Raw genomic sequence first — 18212 nt, forward strand, 5'->3', positions numbered from 1 at the left:
GATCACCCCGTGAACGCGTTCGCCAGCGGATACCCCTCATCCGGGTGCTGCGGACGGACACGGTGGCACGAACTGCACTCGTCGTCACGGCCGAACGGTTCGAGGACGCGGAGTCGGGCTGTGGCCACTATCGGCTCACCGAGGCCGGGTACGGGGTTCGCATCGCCACGCCACACGGGGGCCGGTGGCGGGGACACACGGCTACGAGTACGGTGGCGGCTTCCCCGTCGAGACGGCCGAACCGGGGATGGCTCCGGAGACGTTCGACCGCCGCTTCCTGCCCGGCGGCCGCGCGCCGGCCGGTCTCCGGCGTCGGGTCCCGCAGGTCATGGAGCCCGTCGAGGCCTTCCTGCTGTGGAGCTCCCGGTCGCCGGGGCGATAGCCGTCGGCGGCGTCCTGCTGACCGGGCACGGCCGGACGGCGGTACCGCGGTTCACCGAGCGGCCGTTCGAACTGGGCCGACCTGCGCCGGTACTACTCCTGTAGTGGAAGCCAGTCCGAGGTGACCGAACCGTGGACGAACCAGCGTTGCTCGGGCGCCCCGTCGGCCAGCCGGAGTTCGACAGTCGCGTCGACCAGCGACTCCAGCCGCCCGACGAGGTCGTGCTCCCGGGGGACGGGGAGATGGATGTGACAGACCCCGCCCGCGGCCCGCACGTCACTGGCGACCGCGTGGCACCACTGGGACGCCGCCTCCGCGCCCGCCATATCGACGACCGGGAGCAGCGAGTCCACGCAGACGCGGGGGTCGGACGCGTCCGCGGTCGCGGCGGCCACGGCGTTGGCGACCCGCTCGCCGAACGCCGGGACCGTCTCGGCCGGGGGCGTGGTGGACGTCGCTCCGGCGGCGGGGCCGTCGGGCGCCTCGCCTGCGGGCTCCCCGGTGGCGTCCGCCGCGGCCGCCGACCGCGACGGGACGGCCAGGTCGACGACCCGCTCGTCCGTCCCGTCCGCCCGAGGGCCGGCCGTGCAGGTGCGGTCGGTCCGGCAGACGACGCGACGCTGTTCGCTGCTGCCGAGCATCCGGTCGCACGCCCGACGGTGCGTCTCGCCCGGCGTCGCGCCGACGACCAGGAGGGCCCCGCCGTCACGTCGTAACCGCCCCAGTGCGTCGGCGAACTCGCCGGCGCGTTCAGTTCGGTCCTCAGGCACCATTATTGCAGGTTCCTCGTCCACGCTGAATAAAAGCGTTTGCACGGTCCGTCGCATCGGTCTCACTCACCACCGACCACGCTGTGGTTGTTCGCCAGGAGCGCCCGCCGGTCGATGGTCTCGATGGCCTGGAGCGCCGCGTCGGCCCGCTCGCGGGCCGCCTCGACCTGCTCCCGTGCGGCGTCGGTCCCCCCGTCCGCCCCCTCCGACGCGACCTCGTACAGGGCGGAGATGGCCCGGTCGTAGTCCCGGCAGGCCAGCAGCCCCTCGGCCGTCCGGGCCAGCAGCTCCGAGTCGACCGGCGTCAGTAGCCAGGCATCGAACCCCAACGCGACGATATCGGCCGTCGGCGCCTCCGGCGTCAGCAGCGCCGCGCGGAAGGCGAACCCCCGCTCGCGGGCCGCCGACACGAGCGCCGGGGCCGTCCGCTCGGGGAGTCCGCGGTGGACCAGCAGCGCCTCGATGTCGGGCGCGAACCGGTCCAGCGCCGCCGCTCCGTCGGCGACAGCCCCGTCGACATCGGCCAGCATCCCGGTCCAGCGCTCCCGCTCGGCGGCCGAACCGCCGACGACCAACGTCGTATCCGGGGCCGAGCCCGACATGTGGTCGCATGTTATCCGGATGAATCGTTTAGTCCTTTTGTCAAGCCTCCGAACCCGGACCACCGCTCGTACCCGTCCGATGTGGGGTGGTCGACGGACGCCTCGCGGACCGCTCCCCGACACCTGTCAGCAGCACAACGTACCCGTCGAGGAGCCCGGAGCGAACCCGGGAACCGAAACCCCTAACAGCGAAACCGCCGGAGTCAACGGTGAGCCGAGGTAGCCTAGCCTGGCCAAGGCGGTTGCTTCGAGAGCAACTGTCCATACGGACACAGGAGTTCAAATCTCCTCCTCGGCGTCCCTCCCTCCGGCACGGAACTGCGATACCGCGTACGTCTCCCCGACCAGCGACGGCCCGGGCCGGGGTGTGAGCCGGACGTCGGCAGCGACCGGTCGCGGCGGAGCAGAAACGTGATTACCCGTCGCCGGGAACCCGGAGTCATGACGGCCGACTTCATCGACACGCTGGCGCACCGACTGGAGACGGAGCTGGACTGCTCGGACGAGGTCGCCGGCGAGATCGCCGCGAAGGCCGACACCATGCGGACCGATTACGAGGACGCCGGCTTCGACGCCCAGGACTTCATCGACCGCGTCCACGAGGCGCCCTACGAGTCGCTTGACCGGCAGTGGAACTGGGCGGTCGGCGACGCCTGTGCCGAACTCGAGGATTGCACGGACTCCCGCCCCTACCGGCTCGAGGGGTTCGACGACGTGGGCGCGAACTAGTACCCCGGGTCGCGGTCATCGGCCGGGCGGGTGCCCGAGGCGGGGTCGTCCTCGACGCGGTCGCGGGCGAACCCGCCGCGGACCGCCAGCCAGCCCAGGATGCTGATGGCGAGGATCGGGGGGAGGATCATGAACCCCCACAGCGGGTCCAGTCCCCAGAACAGGAGCAGTAGTACGTCCGCGACCCCCAGCGCGACGAACGGGAGGACGTAGAGGGCCGCGGTCGTCCGGCTCACCTCGAACTCGCCGGTGTCCATACCCGCTACTGGGGGCCGGAACGGCAAAAACGACGCGGCTCCGCCGTCACTCCGCGTCGGCGGCGTCGGTCCCGTCCGCCTCCGTCGTCTCGTCGGTAGCCCCCCGGACGCCGCCGCGGGCCGGGTCGCCGTCGGTCTCCAGCAGCCGCTCGTCGCCGGCGATGGCGCGGGCGGCGACGTAGCTCACCAGCGCCACGCCAGCGACGATGGCGGCGTGGAAGCCGAGCAACGGCTCGGCGCCCTCCCCGTACAGCGGGAGGGCGCTGAACAGGACGACGAACGCCGCGATGATGCCCACCGGAACGAGATTGACGAACAGGTCCGACAGGGTCCGTCCGTCGAACACCTGGCGGTTGCCGAGCTCGTACCAGGCACGCCCCTCGTCCGGGTCGGTCTCGGACTGCCCGGGCATCGCGGGTCAGTCGCCGAGGTACCCCTCGGTCAGCGACTCGACGTACTTCGCGACCACGTCGACCTCCAGGTGGACCGGGTCGCCGACCGCCTTGTCGTGGAGGTTCGTGATGTCGTAGGTCGCCGGGATGACGGCCACGTCGAACGCACCCTCGGCGCCGCCCTCGTAGCCCGTCCCCGGCTCGGTCAGGTCGGCGACCGTCAGCGAGATGCCGTCCACCGCGATTGACCCCTTCTCGACGACGTACTTCGCCAGCGGCCGGGGGAGCGAGAAGCTGAACGTCCAGTCGTCCCCGATCTGCTCGACCCCGGTCACGCGGGCGGTCCCGTCGACGTGACCCTGGACGAAGTGGCCGTCGAAGCGGCCGTCCGCGGGCAGCGCCCGCTCTAGGTTGACCACGTCACCCACGTCGAGCGAGCCGAGGTAGGTCCGCTCGACCGTCTCCTCCGAACAGAACAGCTCGAACGACTCCGCGTCGTGGGCCTCGACCGTGAGGCAGGCGCCGGAGACGGCGATGGACTCGCCGTGTTCGAGCTCCGCGGCGAACGGGGCGCCGACACGCAGCCGGAGCCCGTCGGCCGTTTCCTCGCGCGACAGTATCTCGCCGGTCTCCGCGACGATGCCGGTGAACATACCTCCGCTTGGGGCGGGCCCGTCGAAAGCCTGCCGACCGCGACCCGGGCGGGCCGGGTAAGTGCCGTCGGACCCTACGGGTCGGTGATGGAGTACGCGACGCTGGCGGACTACTGCCGGCGGCTGGAGACGGCGGACGCGGACGTGGAGCTCGTCGCGACGCTGGCCGACCTGTTCCGCACGGCCGACGCGGACCACCTCCCGGCCGTCGTGACGATGGTCCGCGGCAAGGTGGCGCCGCGCTGGGAGGGGCTGGAGCTCGGCGTCTCCTCCTCGCTGACGACCGACGCGGTCCTCCGGGCGACCGGGGTCGACCCCGACGCGCTGGAGGTCGAGTGGCGCGACCGCGGCGATCTCGGCGCCGCCGCCGAGTGGGCCGTCGAGAACAACCGACAGCGGACGCTCGTCTCGGGGACGCTGACCGTCATCGGCGTCCGCGAGACGCTCCGCGAGCTGGCGAGCTACGAGGGGCACGGCAGCCGCGACCGGAAGGTGGAGGCGCTGGCCGGACTGGTCGCGGACGCCGACCCGACGGAGGCCCGCTATCTCGTCCGGACGGCGCTCGGCTACATGCGCATCGGCGTCGGCGACGGGACGGTGCGGGACGCCGTCGCGGAGGCGTTCCTGACCGACGACCCCGAGGCGGGCGACGACGACGCCCCGGGCACGCCGGCGGCGACCGTCTCCGGGGTCAAGGCCGTCGAACGCGCCGCACAGCTCACCAACGACTACCGCGTCGTCGCCCGCACCGCCCGTGACGAGGGTATCGCGGGGCTGCGGGACCTGGACCTGGAGCTCGGCCGCCCCGTCGAGCTGATGCTGGCCCGGAAGGCCGAGGGGCTGGAGGCCGGGCTGACCGACGTCGCCCGCCGTGACGGGGCCGGCGACGCCGACGCGCCGGGCTGGCGCGGGCACGTCCTCGTCGAGACGAAGTACGACGGCATCAGGGTCCAGGCCCACGTCGACGGCGACGACGTCCGGCTGTTCACCCGCCGGCTCGTGGACGTGACGGAGGGGTTCCCGGAGGTCGTCGACGCGCTCCGGACGGGCGTCGGGGCCGAGCGGGCGCTGCTGGACGGCGAACTCGTCGGCTACGACGCCGCGACGGGCGAACCCGCCGTGTTCCAGGAGCTCTCCCGCCGGGTGAAGCGCGAGGACGACGTCGAGGCGCTGGCCGCCGAACTGCCCGCCACGCTCCACTGCTTCGACTGTCTCCACGTCGACGGTCGGACGCTGCTGGACGAGCCGCTGGACGCCCGGCTGGACGCCCTGGAGACGGCCTTCGACCCCGTCGACGGGCTGGAGCGGGCGGCCGCCACTGTCCCGGACGACGTCGCCGCGGCTCGGGCGTGCTACCGCGAGGCCGTCGACGCGGGCCACGAGGGCGTCATGCTGAAAAACCTCGACGCCGGCTACCAGCCCGGCCGCCGGGTCGGCCGGATGCTGAAACACAAGCCGGTGATGGAGCCGCTGGACCTCGTGGTCACGCGGGCACAGTACAGCGAGGGCCGCCGCTCCTCGCTGCTGGGCCGCCTCTACCTCGGGGCGTACGGCCCCGACGCCGACGCCTTCCGTGAGGTCGGCCGGCTCTCGACGGGCTATACGGACGCCGAGCTGTCCGAGCTGACCGACCGGCTGGAGGCCCTGGTGGTCGACCGTGACGGCCGCGACGTGACCGTCCGGCCCGAACTCGTGCTGGAGGTCGAGTACGAGGAGCTGCAGACGAGTCCGGAGTACGGCTCCGGGTACGCGCTCCGGTTCCCCCGCTTCCTGGGGGTGCGCGAGGACCTCGGACCGACGGACGCCGACACGGTCGACCGCGTCGAACGGCTGTACGAGGCGCAGTAGCTCAGTCCAGCCTCGTGACGAACATCGCGTGGGCGGCGTTCTCGCTGTGGGAGGTGATCTTCAGCCGGATGGTATCGCCCGTCCCGACCGTCCCCGGGACGTCCCGGTCGACGAAGACGACGAGCCCCTCGACCGTCACGACGGCCTCGCGGCCCTGACTGGTGTCGTCGATCTCGGTGACGACCGCGTCGTGGACGGAGCCGATGGGGGCGGCCTCGCCCTCGTCCCGACCCTGTGCGGCCTCGTGGGCGGCCTGGGCCTCGGGGTCGTCGTACTTCACGTCGCCGCCGAGGACGACCCGGCCGGCGAACAGTACCAGCAGGACGAGCACGCCGCCGCCAGCCACGAGGGCGAACGGCAGCTCCGACTGGAGAACGGGGAACATGTCGGGGCGGACGCGACGCCCGTGGTTAACACTCCCGGCCCGGACTCGCACGAGCCGCCCGGCCGCCGGCGCGGGAAACCGACATACGCTGCCCGCCCGTACGGGGGTTCGTGACCGCGCACGACCCGAACGTCCGGCTCCGGGACGGTGTCGTCTTCGACCTCGCGACCGGGGAGACGGTCGTGGCCGACGCCGCCGAGCCGGCGGGCGACGTGAACGCGCTGACCCACGCCCACGGGGACCACCTGTATGACCGGCTTCCGGCGGGCGGGGAACTGGTCTGTTCGTCGTGCACGGCGGGCCTGGCCGCGGCCCGTCGGCGCGAGGAGCCCCGACCGGTGCCGACCGACCACCCGCGCGTCGAGCGGCTCCCGTCGGGTCACGTCGCCGGCTCCACAGCGCTGTTGGCCGACGACGGCGAGCAGCGGGTGCTGTACACGGGGGACGTCTCCACGCGCGACCGGTGCTACCTCGACGGGTTCGAGCCGCCGGAGGCGGACGTACTCGTCGTCGAGGCGACCTACGGGGAGCCCGACTACGAGTTCCCGCCGCAGGCCGAACTGGAGCGGGTCATCCTCGACTGGCTGGACGACCCCGAGCGGTTGGACCGGCCGGTGCTGCTGTTCGGCTACGCGCTGGGGCGGGCCCAGAAGCTCCAGGCGCTGCTCCGGCGGTCGGACCGCGACCGGGTCCTCACCACGGACGCCGTCCAGCGGCTGAACACGGTCGTCGCCGACCACTACGACGTGTCGTTCCCGGCCGGGACGTACGACGCCGAGGCGGGGCTGGAGCCCGGCGACGCGGTCGTGCTCCCGGCGCAGCTGAACGGGCTCGACTTCGTCAAGCGGCTGGCCGAGGAGTACGACGCCCCGACGGCGGGCTTCTCCGGGTGGGCCGTCGACCGCTCCTACCGGTTCGCCAACGACCTCGACGCGGCGTTCCCGCTGTCGGACCACTGCGACTTCGGGGAGCTGGTGGGGCTGGTCGAGGCCGTCGACCCGGAGCGGGTGTACACCCAGCACGGCTCGGCGGCGGCGCTGGCGGACCACCTGACGGGGCGTGGCTACGAGGCGCGGGCGCTCCGGGCGAACCAGACGGCGCTCAGCGACTTCTGAGGCCGGCCGCGGCTCGTGTGGCGTCGGCACCCGCGTGACCCGTCGACACCCCACGGACCGACGGGTTGAAGTGGCGAACGGACCGGTTACGCGGTATGAGTGTGGAGCTACCGTTCGCCCCCGTGGACACGGTCATCCGTCGGAACGCGGGTGACCTCCGCGTGAGCGCGGAGGCGGCCGAGGAGCTGGCCCGGCGCATCCAGGAGCGCGGCGCCGCGCTGGCGACGCACGCCGCCGAGCGCGCCACCGCGGACGGCCGGAAGACCCTGATGGCCGAGGACTTCGACGACGTGGTCGCCGAGGACGTGCCCCCGACCGCCGACCCGGAGGGGCTGGAGCTCCCCGTCGCGCCGGTCGACCGGATCGCCCGGCTCGACATCGACGACTCCTACCGGGTATCGATGGACGCCCGCGTCGCCCTGGCGGCCATCCTCGAACGCTTCGCCGACCGGGTGGCGGCCGCGGCCGCCACCCTCGCCCGGCACGCCGACCGTCGCACCGTCAAGGCCGAGGACGTAGCCGTCTACTTCGAGCTGGCGGACTACTTCTGATGCGCTTTGGCTACCGGGACGCTTGTCTGCGGCACGAAACCGGCACGCGGCATCCCGAGTCGTCGGACCGGCTCCGGGCCATCCGGCGGCGCCTCTCCCGGCTCCACGAGGTCGAGTACGAGGCGGGCGAGCTCGCGACCCGCGAGGCGATGGAACGGGTCCACAACAGCGCCTACCTCGATGAGGTCGAGTCCTTCTGCGCCGACGGCGGCGGGACGTGGGACGCCGACACCGTCGGCGTCGAGGCGACCTGGGAGGCCGCCCGCGCCAGCGCCGGGCTCTCCGTCTGGGCCGCCAACGCCGCGCTCGACGGCGCCCAGGGGGGCGACACCCCCTTCGCCATCGGCCGGCCGCCGGGTCACCACGCCGAACCCGACGAGGCGATGGGCTTCTGCTTCCTCGGCAACGCCGGCGTCGCCGCCGCCGACGCGCTGGCGCGCGACGACGTCGACCGGGTCGCGGTCTTCGACTGGGACGTCCATCACGGTAACGGCACCCAGAAGATGTTCTACGAGCGCGGCGACGTCCACTACTCCTCCATCCACGAGCGCGGCCTGTTCCCGGGCACCGGCCACGTCGACGAGCCCGGCCGCGGGGCGGGCCAGGGCACGACGCTCAACATCCCGTACCAGGGCGGCTGTGGCGACCGCGAGTACCTGGCCGCCATCGACGACGTCCTCCGGCCCGGACTCGAACGGCACGACCCCGACCTGCTGATCGTGAGCGCCGGGTTCGACGCCCACGAGCACGACCCCATCTCCCGGATGCGCGTCTCCACGGAGGGCTACGGCGCGATGGCCCGCCGGCTGGACGATCTCTGCGACGACCTCGACGCCGCCATAGCGTTCGTGCTGGAGGGCGGCTACGGGCTGGACGCGCTCGCCGACAGCGTGGCGATGGTCCACGAGACGATGCACGGCCGGGACCCCGTCGAACCCGGCGGCGAGGTGAACGACCGCGCCCGCGAGACGCTGGACGAGGTCCGCGAGGAACACGGGCTGTAGCCGGGCGGCGGGGTCGCGAGCCGGGTCGGTGTTCTCGAGCGAATCGTCCAAGGAATTCCTCGATAGTTGGGCCAGTATAGCCAGTAGTCGAGGGGTTCTGGACGAACTCCGATACTATCCGACGGAATCGCGATACAGGGGGATAACCCGCTACTCGTCGACGATACGGTCGACGATCTCGTCCGGGTCGAACCGGTCGAGGTCGTCGTAGCCCTGGCCGACCCCGAGGAAGAGGATGGGCTTGCCCGTGACGTGGGCGATGGAGACGGCGGCGCCGCCCTGGGAGTCGGCATCGGCCTTCGTCAGCACGACGCCGTCGATCTCGGCGGCGTCGTTGAACTGCTCGGCGCGCTGGGTGGCGTCCTGCCCGGCGACCGCCTCGTCGACGAACACCGTCATGTCCGGGTCGACGACGCGGTCGATCTTCTCCAGCTGGGCCATCAGGTCGTTGGAGGTGTGGAGCCGGCCGGCGGTGTCGCCCAGCACCACGTCGGCGTCGTTGGCCTCGGCGTACTCGACGGCGTCGTAGATGACCGCCGCCGGGTCGCCGCCCTGCTCGTGGGTGATGATCTTGGTGTCCAGCGCCTCGGCGTGCTCCTCGATCTGCTCGTTCGCGCCCGCCCGGTAGGTGTCGCCGTTGGCGATGACGGGCGTGAGCCCCTGCGTCTGGAAGCGGCGGGCGAGCTTGGCGATGGTGGTCGTCTTGCCGACGCCGTTGACGCCGGTGAAGATGATGGTGACGGGCTTCTCGGCCGTCTGGACCCGCCGGTCGAAGTCGAACTGGCCGACGCTGATGACGTCCCGAAGCGCGTCGCCGATAGCGCGCTGGACGACGACCTCGCCGGTCTGGACCTGGGCGCGGGTCTGGCCGACCAGCTGCTCCTCGATGCGGTCGGTGATGGCCTCGGCGACGCTCATCTCCACGTCGCCCTGGATGAGCGCCAGCTCCAGCTCCTCCAGCGGCCGCTGGAGCTCCTCGCGCTGGATGAGCGCCTTCCCGGTCGCCGCGCGCTTCACTGAGCCGAGCATCCCGCTCCCGCCCGTCTCCTCCGCGGAGCCCGCGGTCACCTCCTCCGTCCGGCGCGAGAGGGCGTTGGGCACGTCGCTCTCGCGCTCGGTACCCTCGCCCTCGGCATCCGCGTCGGGCTGTGGCTCCGGCTCGGTGTCGGTCGTCGGCTCGGCGGCCACCGACTCGTCGGACTCGGGGGTGGTGTCGGTGGTCGCCGCGTCCTCGGCCGGGTCGCCGTCCTCGTGGGCTGCCTCCTCGTCGGATTCCTCGACCTCGACGGCCTCCTCGGCCGCGTCCTCGCGGAACGTTCCGAGCTTGTCCTTCAGTCCATCGAACATCGCGTCACTCCTCGTCGCCCTCGCCCTCCATCTGCTGTTGTTGCTGCATCATCTGCTGCATCTGCTGCTGCTGCATCTGCTGGGCCTTCTGCTCCAGCTGCTCGGTCTCGGACTCGATCTCGGCGACCTCCGAACGCAGTTCCTCGATGCGCGTGTCCAGCGTGTCCTTCTTCGATTCGAGCGTGTCGATGGCGCCGTCGCGGTCGCGCTCGGCGGCGTAGCCGCCGCCGATGGAGACGACGATCTCCTCGATGCTCTCCAGCTCGGCGCGGACGTACGCGCCGCCGCCCAGGGGCACCTGCACGGTGTCGTCCGTGTCGAGCATCTCGAGGGCGTCGATGGCCTCGTCGATGTCGGTCTTATCGCCCTGCACGTCCTCGATCTCGGCCTCGACGGCCTCCTTCTCCTGTTCGAGGGCCTCGAGTTGCTGCTGGAGCTGGTCCATCCCGCCGCCGCCGCCACCACCGAGGCTCATTCGGCGGTCACCTCCCCGAGGTCGACCTGCGTACGCTTCTTCCCGTGTCGGGAGCCGATGTTGGCGTAGGTCCGCTCGCGGGCCACGTCCTCGTTGGGGGCCTCGACGCTCGTGGTGAACTCCTGCCAGCCGTCGCGGGCCTGGAAGCGCCCGCTGACCGTGTACTCGCTCATACGATAACGGGGTGTGCGAGCGGGAAAGTCCTTCCGACTCCCATAGTCGTCGGACAGGCGCCTCGCGCACGCGGGAGGCGGGCGCCACGAACACGCAGTGTGGCACGGTCTCCCGACCCCGCCCGTCGTCGGGAACGCGACCGCGTCGCCGCACGACTCTTACTCACCGCGCCCGTACGGGACCTGTGCCGATCTGCGAACTCTGCCGCCGGCGCATCGAGGGGGTCCGGGACCCACAGGCCATCCAGACCCACCATCTCCGCCCGGAGGAGCGAAAGACCAGTCCGACGGCGACGCTCTGTCGCCCCTGCCACGACCAGGTCCACGCGCTGTTCACGAACGAGGAGCTCCGCGAGTCGTTCGACACCGTCGCGGCACTCCGGGACGCCGACCGCCTGCAGGCGTATCTCGGCTGGATTCGGACGACCGACAAGCTCCGTATCGACACCCGGACCAGCGACCACGTCCGGGGGCGCGAATAGGCCGAAAGCGGTCCGTCGACCGGCGTGTGTAATTATTACTATCGTAACGAACTTCCAGCCGACGCCAGGAGTGCCGATAGGGAGGGACCGGACGGTCCACTCCACGATGACAGACACCACGCTCGCCTGGCGCATCGCCGGCGGTTCCGGTGACGGGATCGACTCGACCAGCCAGAACTTCACGAAGGCACTGATGCGCTCGGGACTGCACGTCTTCACCCATCGGCACTACCCCTCCCGCATCCGTGGGGACCACGCCGCCGGGACGTTCCAGCGGTTCGCCCGCGACCCCGAGGGCGGCGTCAACCCGCGGCCCATCCCGGGGCAGGCCGGCAGGCGCTACCTCGCGACGGGCAACGAGTCCGAGCCGACCGGGGATATCTCCGAGGACCCCGGCAACCGGCGGGCCCAGATGGACCGCCAACTCGCCAAGCTCGACCGCATCCGGGCGGAGCTCGACGGCCGCGCTGACACCCGACAGACCGCCCACGCCCCCGACCGGCCCTCCTACGGCGCCGAGAAACGCGCCCAGGGCGACCTCCCCGAGGACCCCCTCGCCGAACGCTACTTCGACGACGACGCCGACTGGGAGCGGGCCGCCGACGGGCTCGTCGACCGGCACACGTAGGCGGTCGCGGGTATCCGGCGGCCCCCGGTGCGCGCCTGCGACCGTGTGCGGGGTCGAACAGCGGGGATGGATTGATACGTCCGCGATTCCTCATGTATAGTGCATCGTTCGCGGTAGCCGACGCTCGCCGTCGACCGGTCCACACACGATACCACGGATGTCCGAACGTACTCTCAGCGCACGAATCGACAGGTTCCGGGACTCCGGAGCCGTCCTGACCGCGTACTTCCGCCGGCTCATGACGCCCCCGCTCCCGGGCGACGGGCTCCTGCTCGTCGGCTTCCTCGAGGGGGTCATCGGCTGGGGGCTCAGCTGGGCGTTCATCAACTATCCGGCACTGGCCCCCGTCGGACCGGTGCTGTCGATCGTCGCGCTGTGGACCGTCCTCACCGCTGGCATCGTGTTCATCGGCGTCGCGTACACGGCGCCGACCGTACGTCGGAACCGCGTGTGGGTGGTCTGGGGCGTGTTGAACCTGGGAGCCACGCTGATCAACGTCGTCACCGTCGCGGGCGTCCTGCCGCCGAGCTGGACGGTGTACGGCTACTGGCACCCGTGGTTCCTGGTCATCGGGCTCGGCTACCTCGTGACCGCGTTCGACAACTGGGAGAGCCCACAGCTCCGCAGGCAGGAGCGGATCGTGTACGCGCTCAGCGGGGCGGCGACGCTCCTGCTGCTCGCCGTCTCCGTCCTCGGCGTCACGTCGCTGGTGCTGGCGAACGTGTTCCTCATCGGCGGCGCGATCCAGCTGGTTCCGATCGGCCACGATGTCGTCGCCGACGCCGTGCTGATCGCCCGCAGACAGTGACCGGTAGACGGATGTACGGGGCCCACCACAGTCTGACTCCGGTGCGGTAGCCACACGACACAATGTACGACACCATTCTCCTGCCGACGGACGGGAGCGAGGCGGCCGCCGACGCCGCCGTACACGCCTTCAGCCACGCACGGCGGTACGACGCCACGGTGCACGTGCTCTCGGTCGTCGAGCTGTCCAGCGGACTCGGCCTGGCCGACCGTGATAGCGAGAAGGTCGAGCAGTTGCGAGCCGAGCGGGCGGGTGCCGCGGAGGAGCTGGTCGAGGGGGCGAACGACGGCACGGCCGACGTCGAGATAACCGTCGAGGTCGGGAGTCCGGCACGGGTCATCACCGACTACGCGGCCCGCATCGGGGCCGACCTCGCGGTGATGAGCACCCACGCCAGGAGCGGGGCCGGCCGGTTCCTGTTCGGTAGCGTCACCGAACGGGTGATCCAGGACAGCAACACGCCGGTGCTCGCGGTCCAGCGGGAGTGACTCCACCGTCGCCGAACGGTCTATTCTTTGACCTGGCCGGCCATGAACGGGTAATGCGACGACTCCTCAGTCTGATCACGAGCCGACTCCGACTGTGGTTGCGCGACGAGCCGGACGCCGACACCGGCGTGGAACCCCGGTACGGGAGTTCCGTCGGGTACGTGGCGTGCTCGAACTGCGGCGAGGGGTCGTTCGTCTACGACGAGGAGGAGGGGGTATCGGTCTGCAACGTCTGTGGCACGACCGACGAGGAGCCGTCCGAGTGAGCGGGCGGTGTACGACGTGTGGTCGCGCCCGCCCGCCCCGTCTCAACGCCCGATGTCGCCGTCCTCGCCCTCGACGACCAGGGCGTCGACGTCGGCGGCGTCGAGCTGGACGGTATCGCCGTCGGTGGTCCGGGCGAGCGCGGCGGTCGCCGTGCCGCGGTCGAGCGCAGTCGGGACATCGGCGCCGTCGAGCCGACTGGCGAGGAAGCCGCCGACGAAGGCGTCGCCGGAGCCGACGGGGTCGACCGTCTCCGTCTCGAAGGCCGCCCGCTCGTGGCAGGTCCCCTCATGGACAGCGAGCGCACCGTGTTCCCCCCGGGTCACGACGACCGTCCCGAAACCGTGGCGGTCGGCGAGACCGCGGGCGATGGCCTCTGAGTCCCCCTCGCAGTCGAGCACGTCGCGGGCGTCGCGCTCGGCGACGAACAGCCGGTCGACGGCCGGGAACAGGTCGACCAGCGTCTCGCGGGCCGCGGCCGGCGACCAGAGCTTCGACCGGTAGTTGACGTCGAACGCGGTCGTGACGCCGGCCTCGCGCGCGGTCGCGAGGAGGTCGGCCGCGGTCGCCGCCGCCCGGTCCGAGAGCGCCGGCGTGATGCCGGAGGTGAAGACGCAGTCAGCGCCCCGGACCGCGTCGAGCGAGAGGTCCACCGGCGTCGCTTCGCGGATGGGGGTGCCTCCGCGGTCGTAGACCACGGACGGGCGGCGGGGGTCGCTACCCCGCTCGAAGTAGTACGTGCCGACACGGCCGTCGTCGGTCCAGTGCACGAGCGGGTCGACACCCTCCCCCTGGAGCGCGTGCACGACCCGCTCGCCGAGGTCGGTGTCGGGGAGCGCCGAGAGCCACGCCGCGTCGGTGCCAAGCGCCGACGCCGCGACCGCGACGTTGCTCTCGGCCCCGCCGACGTGGACGGAGAGCGACCCCATCCGCGCGAGCCGCTGGCCGGGCGGCGGCGACAGCCGAAGCATCGTCTCCCCGAACGTGACGAGGGCGCTCATGGCCGGGCCGAGGCGGGCCATCGGCATGAAGCCGCCGCCGGCCGGTGGGGGGTCGGCCGGCTGGGTGCCGGCTCGCCGCGCCGGCTCATGCCTCGTCGAACAGCGTCTCGCCCTCGACCATGTTGTCGGCGACGACGTCCATGTCGAGTGTCACGCCCAGCCCCGGCTCCTCCGGGACCCGGATGGACCCCTCCTCGATGACGGGCTCCTCGACGAGGTCCCCCCACCAGCCGAGTTCGTAGGAGTGGTACTCGACGGCCAGCGCGTTGGGGATGGTCGCCGCGACCTGCGCGCTCGCCATCGTCGCGACCGGCGAGGCGACGTTGTGCATCGCGACCGGGACGTAGTGCTGGTGCGCGAGGTCGGCGATCTTCCGGGTCTCGCGCATCCCGCCCACCTTCGGCAGGTCCGGGGCCACGATGTCGACCGTGCCGTCCTCGACGAGCCGGCGGTGTTCGGAGACGCGGTAGCGGTTCTCCCCGGCCGCGATGGGGGTCAGCGTCGACCGCGTCACCCGCCTCTGTACGTCGAGGTTCTCCGGCGGGACGGGGTCCTCCAGCCACCAGACGTCGTACGGCTTGAGCGCGTCGGCCAGCCGCTCGGCGGAGTTCGCCGAGAACGTCCAGTGACAGTCGAAGGCGACGTCGGCGCGGTCGCCGACCCGTTCGGTCACCCGCTCGACGACCTCGGCCTTGTGCCGGATCTCCGCCGGGCGGAGGTGGCGGTTGGCGCGGTCCTTCCCGTGGCCGGAGGGCACGTCGAGGTCGAACTTCAGCGCGTCGTAGCCCAGCTCCGCGACCACGCGCTCGGCCTCGTCGGCACACGCCGCGGGGTCGGCCTCGGCCGCGGTGTGGCAGTCACAGTAGACGCGGGTCTCGTCCCGGTACTTCCCGCCCAGCAGCTGGTAGGCCGGTAGCTCCAGGATCTTCCCCGCGAGGTCGTGCAGCGCCACCTCGATGCCTGAGATGGCCGTCACCGTCACGCCCTCGATGGAGCCCTCGCCGGAGGTCTTCTGGACCAGATGCTCGTAGAGACGGTCGATGTCGAGCGGGTTCTCGCCGACGAGGAACGGGCGCATCCGCTCGATCAACTCGGGCACGCCCGCCCCCCAGTAGGCCTCGCCCGTGCCGACGATGCCCGCGTCGGTGTACACCCGCACCAGGGTCCACGGGAAGTTCCCGTCGACCATCGTGCACTGGACGTCCGTGATGGCGACGTCGCGACCGCCGCCGCGCTTGGCCCGGACGCCCATCGACTCCGCCGAGAGGTCCCGCATGGTGTACTCGGCGTTCGGGTCGCGCAGCGACCCGTAGTTCCTGGTCATGCCAGCCACTCCGGCCGCGGCGACAAAAGGGTTGATTATTAATTCGGTTCCGAGTACCCGCTCGTCACAGCAGGTCGAGCGCCTCGAGGTCCGCGGCCAGCGCCGCCCGGTCGTCCCCGTCCATCGGCCGGAGCGGGGGCCGTAGCCCACCCACGTCGAACGGGAGGTCCCGCAGCGAGAGCGCGGTCTTGACGCCGGCCATGTAGGGTCCCCGCTTCAGCGCCCCCCGGACGTCGAACACCGTGGACTGGAGCCGGCGGGCCCGCTCGCGGTCGCCCGCGTCGTACGCCCCGTACAGGTCGACGACGAGTTCGGGGAAGGCGTTCGCGACGGCGCTGACCAGCCCCGCACAGCCGGCGTCCAGCCCGGGCACCAGCAGCGAGTCCGAGCCGGCCAGGAAGCTCAGTTCCGGGTGCGCGTCGGCCGCCTGTGCGAGCCAGGGGACGTCCTTCGAGGAGTCCTTCACCCCGGCGAGCCCGTCGATGTCGGCCAGCCGGTCCAGCGTCGCCAGCGAGAGCTCGTTGCCCGTCTTGCCCGGGATGTGGTAGGCGTAGACCGGGACGTCGACGGCGTCGGCGACCGCGCGGTAGTGCGCGACCGCCCCGTCCCCGTCGAGGGGGTAGTAGTACGGCGTGACGACGACGACCCCGTCGGCGCCGGTGGCGGCGGCGTGTTCGGCGTGTGCGACCGTCTCTCGCGTGCTCGGCGCACCGACACCCGCGATGACGGGCACGTCGACCGCATCGACGACCGTCTCTACGACCGCGCGGCGCTCCGGTGCGGTCAGTAGCGGGGCCTCGCCGTTGGTCCCCAGCGGGAAGACGGCGCTCGCGCCCCCCTCGGCGACGAACCGGGCGTGCGCGGCGGTGGCCGCGTGGTCGACGTCGCCGGCCGCGTCGAAGGCGGTCACCGTCGGTGGCACGACGCCGGACAGCCCGAGCGGGTCGGCCGCGCCCGGGCTCGGTGCGGACCCTGTCATGCACCTCCCTCCCCGGTCCGCGAACAAAAGGCTGGTTATTCATTCGAGGCCGAGTCAATCCGTTCGGGACAGGTGTCACGCGTCACGGCGACGAACGATGGGACGACCGCCGGGCGACGAACCCCGTCCCCGGCGTTCGGGGAGCGCACCGACCGGAGAAGTTTACTCGGTAATCGGTAAATTCTTTTCGAGCGGGGACGATACGACTCGTATGAAGGCCATCGGTATCGAACCCGGGGCGGGCGCGCCGCGGCTACTGGACGTGCCACGTCCCGAGCCCGAACCCGGGGAGGCCCTGGTCCGGACGCTCCGCGTCGGCGTCGACGGGACCGACCACGAGGTCATCGCGGGCGCCCACGGCGGCGCACCCGCGGGCGGCGACTACCTGATTCTGGGCCACGAGGCGGTCGGCGTCGTCGTGGACCCGACCACCACGGGCCTCGAACACGGCGACGTGGTGGCCCCGACGGTCCGTCGGCCGCCGCCGTCGGGCCCGAACCAGTACTTCGAGCGCGGCGAGGCCGACATGGCCCCGCCGGAGGCGACCGTCGAGCGCGGCATCGACGGCGCCCACGGCTTCATGAGCGAGTACTTCACCAGCGCCGCGGAGTACCTGGTGTCCGTCCCCGAGGCCCGGGCCGAGTGGGGCTTCCTGGCCGAGCCCATCAGCGTCTCGGAGAAGGCTCTGGAGCTGGCCCACGCCTCGCGGTCCAGTTTCGCCTGGGAGCCGGGGACGGCCCTGGTGCTGGGCAACGGCTCGCTCGGGCTGGTGACCGTCGCGATGCTCGCCCCCGATACGGAGGTCTACTGCCTGGGGCGCTGTGACCGGTCGGACCCGAGCGTCGACCTCATCGAGTCGCTGGGTGCGACCTACGTCGACAGCCGGGAGACCCCGGTCGGATCCGTCGGCGAGGTCCACGAGCCGGTCGACCTCGTCTACGAGGCGACGGGCCACGCCAGACACGCCGTCGAGGCCGTCACGCCGCTGGCCCCCGGCGGGGTCGCGGCGCTGCTGGGCGTCCCCGAGGACTGGGAGTTCACGGTCGACGGCGGCGCCTTCCATCGGGACCTCGTGATGAACAACAAGGCCATCGTCGGGAGCGTCAACTCCGGGCCGTCCCACTTCGGCGCGGCGATCGACCGGCTCGGCCGGTTCCCCGACGGCTTCCTGGAGGACTACGTTACGGAGGTCGCCCCGCTGGACCGGTTCGAGGCCGCCTTCGACCCGGACGCGAGATCCAAGACCGCCGTGGAGTTCGATACGCTATGAAGAACGTCGACGACCTCATCGAGAGCGCACAGGCCCTCGCCGAGCGCGGCTTCTCGCGGGGGGAGATCGCGGACGAGCTGAACGTCTCCCGGGAGACCGCGAGCTGGCTCGCCGAGCGCAACGGTGCCGCCCCCGCCGCCGAGCCGGACGTCGAGCCGGCCGGCGGCCCGCACGACATCCACGTGGACTGGAGCGCGCTGGGGCGGGATTCGGCCCGGCTCTCCTACGTGGGGCAGGCGATGGCGGACCTCCTCTCGAAGCAGGGGGAGGCCGTCGACCTGACCG

General features: G+C 71.8%; 23 protein-coding genes, 1 tRNA gene and 3 pseudogenes. 15 read left to right on the top strand and 12 right to left on the bottom strand.

What is annotated here, in order from left to right:
* Positions 1 to 184: 184 nt before the first annotated feature.
* A complete protein-coding gene (locus DP107_RS16070; protein ID WP_144263152.1) occupies positions 185 to 382 on the top strand; it encodes a hypothetical protein in 198 nt (65 codons plus the stop codon).
* Between the two features lie 92 nt (positions 383 to 474).
* On the opposite strand, the gene DP107_RS16075 is transcribed toward DP107_RS16070, so the two are convergent.
* Positions 475 to 1155 carry a DUF7504 family protein gene (locus DP107_RS16075; protein ID WP_144263153.1) on the bottom strand — a complete coding sequence of 227 codons (681 nt, stop codon included), beginning with the start codon at positions 1153 to 1155 and terminating at the stop codon, positions 475 to 477.
* Between the two features lie 59 nt (positions 1156 to 1214).
* Positions 1215 to 1754: a hypothetical protein gene (locus tag DP107_RS16080; RefSeq protein ID WP_144263154.1), complete on the bottom strand. Its 540-nt coding sequence runs from the start codon at positions 1752 to 1754 to the stop codon at positions 1215 to 1217.
* Positions 1755 to 1967: 213 nt separating this feature from the next.
* Here DP107_RS16080 and DP107_RS16085 point away from each other — a divergent pair.
* Positions 1968 to 2052 (top strand) — tRNA-Ser (locus DP107_RS16085).
* A gap of 143 nt (positions 2053 to 2195) precedes the next feature.
* Positions 2196 to 2483: a hypothetical protein gene (locus DP107_RS16090; protein WP_144263155.1), complete on the top strand. Its 288-nt coding sequence runs from the start codon at positions 2196 to 2198 to the stop codon at positions 2481 to 2483.
* Here DP107_RS16090 and DP107_RS16095 read toward each other — a convergent pair.
* From DP107_RS16095 to DP107_RS16105, 3 genes are read right to left on the bottom strand one after another with little or no spacing between them, the layout of a single operon-like run.
* A complete protein-coding gene (locus DP107_RS16095; RefSeq protein WP_144263156.1) occupies positions 2480 to 2740 on the bottom strand; it encodes a hypothetical protein in 261 nt (86 codons plus the stop codon). The genes DP107_RS16090 and DP107_RS16095 overlap by 4 nt on opposite strands.
* A gap of 46 nt (positions 2741 to 2786) precedes the next feature.
* On the bottom strand, positions 2787 to 3152 hold the full coding sequence (locus DP107_RS16100; RefSeq protein WP_144263157.1) for a DUF6684 family protein: 366 nt from the start codon (positions 3150 to 3152) through the stop codon (positions 2787 to 2789).
* Positions 3153 to 3158: 6 nt separating this feature from the next.
* Positions 3159 to 3785 carry a riboflavin synthase gene (locus DP107_RS16105; protein WP_144263158.1) on the bottom strand — a complete coding sequence of 209 codons (627 nt, stop codon included), beginning with the start codon at positions 3783 to 3785 and terminating at the stop codon, positions 3159 to 3161.
* Positions 3786 to 3872: 87 nt separating this feature from the next.
* Between DP107_RS16105 and DP107_RS16110 the strand changes: the two genes are divergently transcribed.
* On the top strand, positions 3873 to 5633 hold the full coding sequence (locus tag DP107_RS16110) for an ATP-dependent DNA ligase (RefSeq protein WP_144263159.1): 1761 nt from the start codon (positions 3873 to 3875) through the stop codon (positions 5631 to 5633).
* 1 nt (position 5634) lies between these two features.
* On the opposite strand, the gene DP107_RS16115 is transcribed toward DP107_RS16110, so the two are convergent.
* Positions 5635 to 6018: a hypothetical protein gene (locus DP107_RS16115; RefSeq protein ID WP_144263160.1), complete on the bottom strand. Its 384-nt coding sequence runs from the start codon at positions 6016 to 6018 to the stop codon at positions 5635 to 5637.
* 110 nt (positions 6019 to 6128) lie between these two features.
* Here DP107_RS16115 and DP107_RS16120 point away from each other — a divergent pair, with 110 nt between their 5' ends.
* The 3 genes from DP107_RS16120 (at position 6129) to DP107_RS16130 (ending at position 8688) form a co-directional block, all read left to right on the top strand.
* Complete coding sequence (locus tag DP107_RS16120) at positions 6129 to 7133, top strand: mRNA 3'-end processing factor (protein WP_144263161.1); 1005 nt, start codon at positions 6129 to 6131, stop codon at positions 7131 to 7133.
* A gap of 95 nt (positions 7134 to 7228) precedes the next feature.
* A complete protein-coding gene (locus DP107_RS16125) occupies positions 7229 to 7684 on the top strand; it encodes a histone family protein (protein ID WP_144263162.1) in 456 nt (151 codons plus the stop codon).
* Entirely contained in the window at positions 7684 to 8688 is a 1005-nt protein-coding gene (locus tag DP107_RS16130) for a histone deacetylase family protein (protein ID WP_144263163.1), read from the top strand. Before DP107_RS16125 ends, DP107_RS16130 begins: the two co-directional genes overlap by 1 nt.
* A gap of 150 nt (positions 8689 to 8838) precedes the next feature.
* Here DP107_RS16130 and ftsY read toward each other — a convergent pair whose 3' ends face one another.
* Genes ftsY through rpl18a form a run of 3 tightly spaced genes read right to left on the bottom strand, consistent with a single transcriptional unit; the run spans position 8839 to position 10683 of the window.
* Positions 8839 to 10035: a signal recognition particle-docking protein FtsY gene (ftsY, locus tag DP107_RS16135; protein WP_144263164.1), complete on the bottom strand. Its 1197-nt coding sequence runs from the start codon at positions 10033 to 10035 to the stop codon at positions 8839 to 8841.
* Positions 10036 to 10039: 4 nt separating this feature from the next.
* The gene (gene pfdA / locus DP107_RS16140; RefSeq protein ID WP_144263165.1) at positions 10040 to 10510 is read right to left on the bottom strand and encodes a prefoldin subunit alpha; all 471 of its coding nucleotides are present in this window, start codon (positions 10508 to 10510) and stop codon (positions 10040 to 10042) included.
* Positions 10507 to 10683 carry a 50S ribosomal protein L18Ae gene (gene rpl18a, locus DP107_RS16145; RefSeq protein ID WP_144263166.1) on the bottom strand — a complete coding sequence of 59 codons (177 nt, stop codon included), beginning with the start codon at positions 10681 to 10683 and terminating at the stop codon, positions 10507 to 10509. The genes pfdA and rpl18a overlap by 4 nt, the downstream gene beginning before the upstream one ends.
* Positions 10684 to 10868: 185 nt before the next feature.
* Between rpl18a and DP107_RS16150 the strand changes: the two genes are divergently transcribed.
* The 6 genes and pseudogenes from DP107_RS16150 (at position 10869) to DP107_RS16170 (ending at position 13355) form a co-directional block, all read left to right on the top strand.
* The gene (locus DP107_RS16150; RefSeq protein WP_185977353.1) at positions 10869 to 11165 is read left to right on the top strand and encodes a hypothetical protein; all 297 of its coding nucleotides are present in this window, start codon (positions 10869 to 10871) and stop codon (positions 11163 to 11165) included.
* A 106-nt stretch (positions 11166 to 11271) separates the two neighbouring features.
* Positions 11272 to 11421, top strand: a pseudogene (locus DP107_RS20245) (2-oxoacid:acceptor oxidoreductase family protein); the annotation flags it as partial.
* A 240-nt stretch (positions 11422 to 11661) separates the two neighbouring features.
* Positions 11662 to 11793 (top strand): annotated as a pseudogene (locus DP107_RS20250) (thiamine pyrophosphate-dependent enzyme); the annotation flags it as partial.
* A 157-nt stretch (positions 11794 to 11950) separates the two neighbouring features.
* Entirely contained in the window at positions 11951 to 12601 is a 651-nt protein-coding gene (locus DP107_RS16160) for a hypothetical protein (protein WP_144263168.1), read from the top strand.
* Positions 12602 to 12663: 62 nt separating this feature from the next.
* Positions 12664 to 13089 carry a universal stress protein gene (locus DP107_RS16165; protein WP_144263169.1) on the top strand — a complete coding sequence of 142 codons (426 nt, stop codon included), beginning with the start codon at positions 12664 to 12666 and terminating at the stop codon, positions 13087 to 13089.
* Between the two features lie 53 nt (positions 13090 to 13142).
* Positions 13143 to 13355 (top strand): hypothetical protein, encoded by a 213-nt coding sequence (locus DP107_RS16170; protein WP_144263170.1) that lies wholly within the window; start codon positions 13143 to 13145, stop codon positions 13353 to 13355.
* 42 nt (positions 13356 to 13397) lie between these two features.
* On the opposite strand, the gene kdgK1 is transcribed toward DP107_RS16170, so the two are convergent.
* The 3 genes from kdgK1 to DP107_RS16185 all read right to left on the bottom strand — a co-directional run bounded on the left by kdgK1 (position 13398) and on the right by DP107_RS16185 (position 16657).
* The gene (gene kdgK1, locus DP107_RS16175) at positions 13398 to 14354 is read right to left on the bottom strand and encodes a bifunctional 2-dehydro-3-deoxygluconokinase/2-dehydro-3-deoxygalactonokinase (RefSeq protein WP_144263171.1); all 957 of its coding nucleotides are present in this window, start codon (positions 14352 to 14354) and stop codon (positions 13398 to 13400) included.
* 85 nt (positions 14355 to 14439) lie between these two features.
* A complete protein-coding gene (locus DP107_RS16180) occupies positions 14440 to 15678 on the bottom strand; it encodes a mandelate racemase/muconate lactonizing enzyme family protein (protein WP_144263172.1) in 1239 nt (412 codons plus the stop codon).
* A gap of 64 nt (positions 15679 to 15742) precedes the next feature.
* Complete coding sequence (locus DP107_RS16185; protein WP_144263173.1) at positions 15743 to 16657, bottom strand: dihydrodipicolinate synthase family protein; 915 nt, start codon at positions 16655 to 16657, stop codon at positions 15743 to 15745.
* 211 nt (positions 16658 to 16868) lie between these two features.
* Here DP107_RS16185 and DP107_RS16190 point away from each other — a divergent pair, with 211 nt between their 5' ends.
* Positions 16869 to 17927 carry a glucose 1-dehydrogenase gene (locus DP107_RS16190; RefSeq protein WP_144263174.1) on the top strand — a complete coding sequence of 353 codons (1059 nt, stop codon included), beginning with the start codon at positions 16869 to 16871 and terminating at the stop codon, positions 17925 to 17927.
* A pseudogene (locus tag DP107_RS16195) lies at positions 17924 to 18212 on the top strand (orotate phosphoribosyltransferase-like protein); the annotation flags it as partial. The gene DP107_RS16190 and the pseudogene DP107_RS16195, both read left to right, overlap by 4 nt.

Origin of the sequence: Haloglomus irregulare, from assembly GCF_007421925.1 — an archaeon.
GTDB classification, from domain to species: Archaea; Halobacteriota; Halobacteria; order Halobacteriales; family Haloarculaceae; genus Haloglomus; species Haloglomus irregulare.

Excerpts from the sequence above, each read along its gene's own strand:
- DP107_RS16080 (WP_144263154.1), bottom strand. The coding sequence starts at position 1,754 with ATGTCGGGCTCGGCCCCGGATACGACGTTGGTCGTCGGCGGTTCGGCC.
- DP107_RS16115 (WP_144263160.1), bottom strand. The coding sequence starts at position 6,018 with ATGTTCCCCGTTCTCCAGTCGGAGCTGCCGTTCGCCCTCGTGGCTGGC.
- DP107_RS16075 (WP_144263153.1), bottom strand. The coding sequence starts at position 1,155 with ATGGTGCCTGAGGACCGAACTGAACGCGCCGGCGAGTTCGCCGACGCA.
- DP107_RS16095 (WP_144263156.1), bottom strand. The coding sequence starts at position 2,740 with ATGGACACCGGCGAGTTCGAGGTGAGCCGGACGACCGCGGCCCTCTAC.
- pfdA (WP_144263165.1), bottom strand. The coding sequence starts at position 10,510 with ATGAGCCTCGGTGGTGGCGGCGGCGGCGGGATGGACCAGCTCCAGCAG.
- DP107_RS16160 (WP_144263168.1), top strand. The coding sequence starts at position 11,951 with ATGTCCGAACGTACTCTCAGCGCACGAATCGACAGGTTCCGGGACTCC.
- DP107_RS16130 (WP_144263163.1), top strand. The coding sequence starts at position 7,684 with ATGCGCTTTGGCTACCGGGACGCTTGTCTGCGGCACGAAACCGGCACG.
- DP107_RS16170 (WP_144263170.1), top strand. The coding sequence starts at position 13,143 with ATGCGACGACTCCTCAGTCTGATCACGAGCCGACTCCGACTGTGGTTG.
- DP107_RS16110 (WP_144263159.1), top strand. The coding sequence starts at position 3,873 with ATGGAGTACGCGACGCTGGCGGACTACTGCCGGCGGCTGGAGACGGCG.
- kdgK1 (WP_144263171.1), bottom strand. The coding sequence starts at position 14,354 with ATGAGCGCCCTCGTCACGTTCGGGGAGACGATGCTTCGGCTGTCGCCG.
- DP107_RS16180 (WP_144263172.1), bottom strand. The coding sequence starts at position 15,678 with ATGACCAGGAACTACGGGTCGCTGCGCGACCCGAACGCCGAGTACACC.
- DP107_RS16165 (WP_144263169.1), top strand. The coding sequence starts at position 12,664 with ATGTACGACACCATTCTCCTGCCGACGGACGGGAGCGAGGCGGCCGCC.
- DP107_RS16100 (WP_144263157.1), bottom strand. The coding sequence starts at position 3,152 with ATGCCCGGGCAGTCCGAGACCGACCCGGACGAGGGGCGTGCCTGGTAC.
- DP107_RS16125 (WP_144263162.1), top strand. The coding sequence starts at position 7,229 with ATGAGTGTGGAGCTACCGTTCGCCCCCGTGGACACGGTCATCCGTCGG.
- rpl18a (WP_144263166.1), bottom strand. The coding sequence starts at position 10,683 with ATGAGCGAGTACACGGTCAGCGGGCGCTTCCAGGCCCGCGACGGCTGG.
- DP107_RS16185 (WP_144263173.1), bottom strand. The coding sequence starts at position 16,657 with ATGACAGGGTCCGCACCGAGCCCGGGCGCGGCCGACCCGCTCGGGCTG.
- DP107_RS16105 (WP_144263158.1), bottom strand. The coding sequence starts at position 3,785 with ATGTTCACCGGCATCGTCGCGGAGACCGGCGAGATACTGTCGCGCGAG.
- ftsY (WP_144263164.1), bottom strand. The coding sequence starts at position 10,035 with ATGTTCGATGGACTGAAGGACAAGCTCGGAACGTTCCGCGAGGACGCG.
- DP107_RS16190 (WP_144263174.1), top strand. The coding sequence starts at position 16,869 with ATGAAGGCCATCGGTATCGAACCCGGGGCGGGCGCGCCGCGGCTACTG.
- DP107_RS16090 (WP_144263155.1), top strand. The coding sequence starts at position 2,196 with ATGACGGCCGACTTCATCGACACGCTGGCGCACCGACTGGAGACGGAG.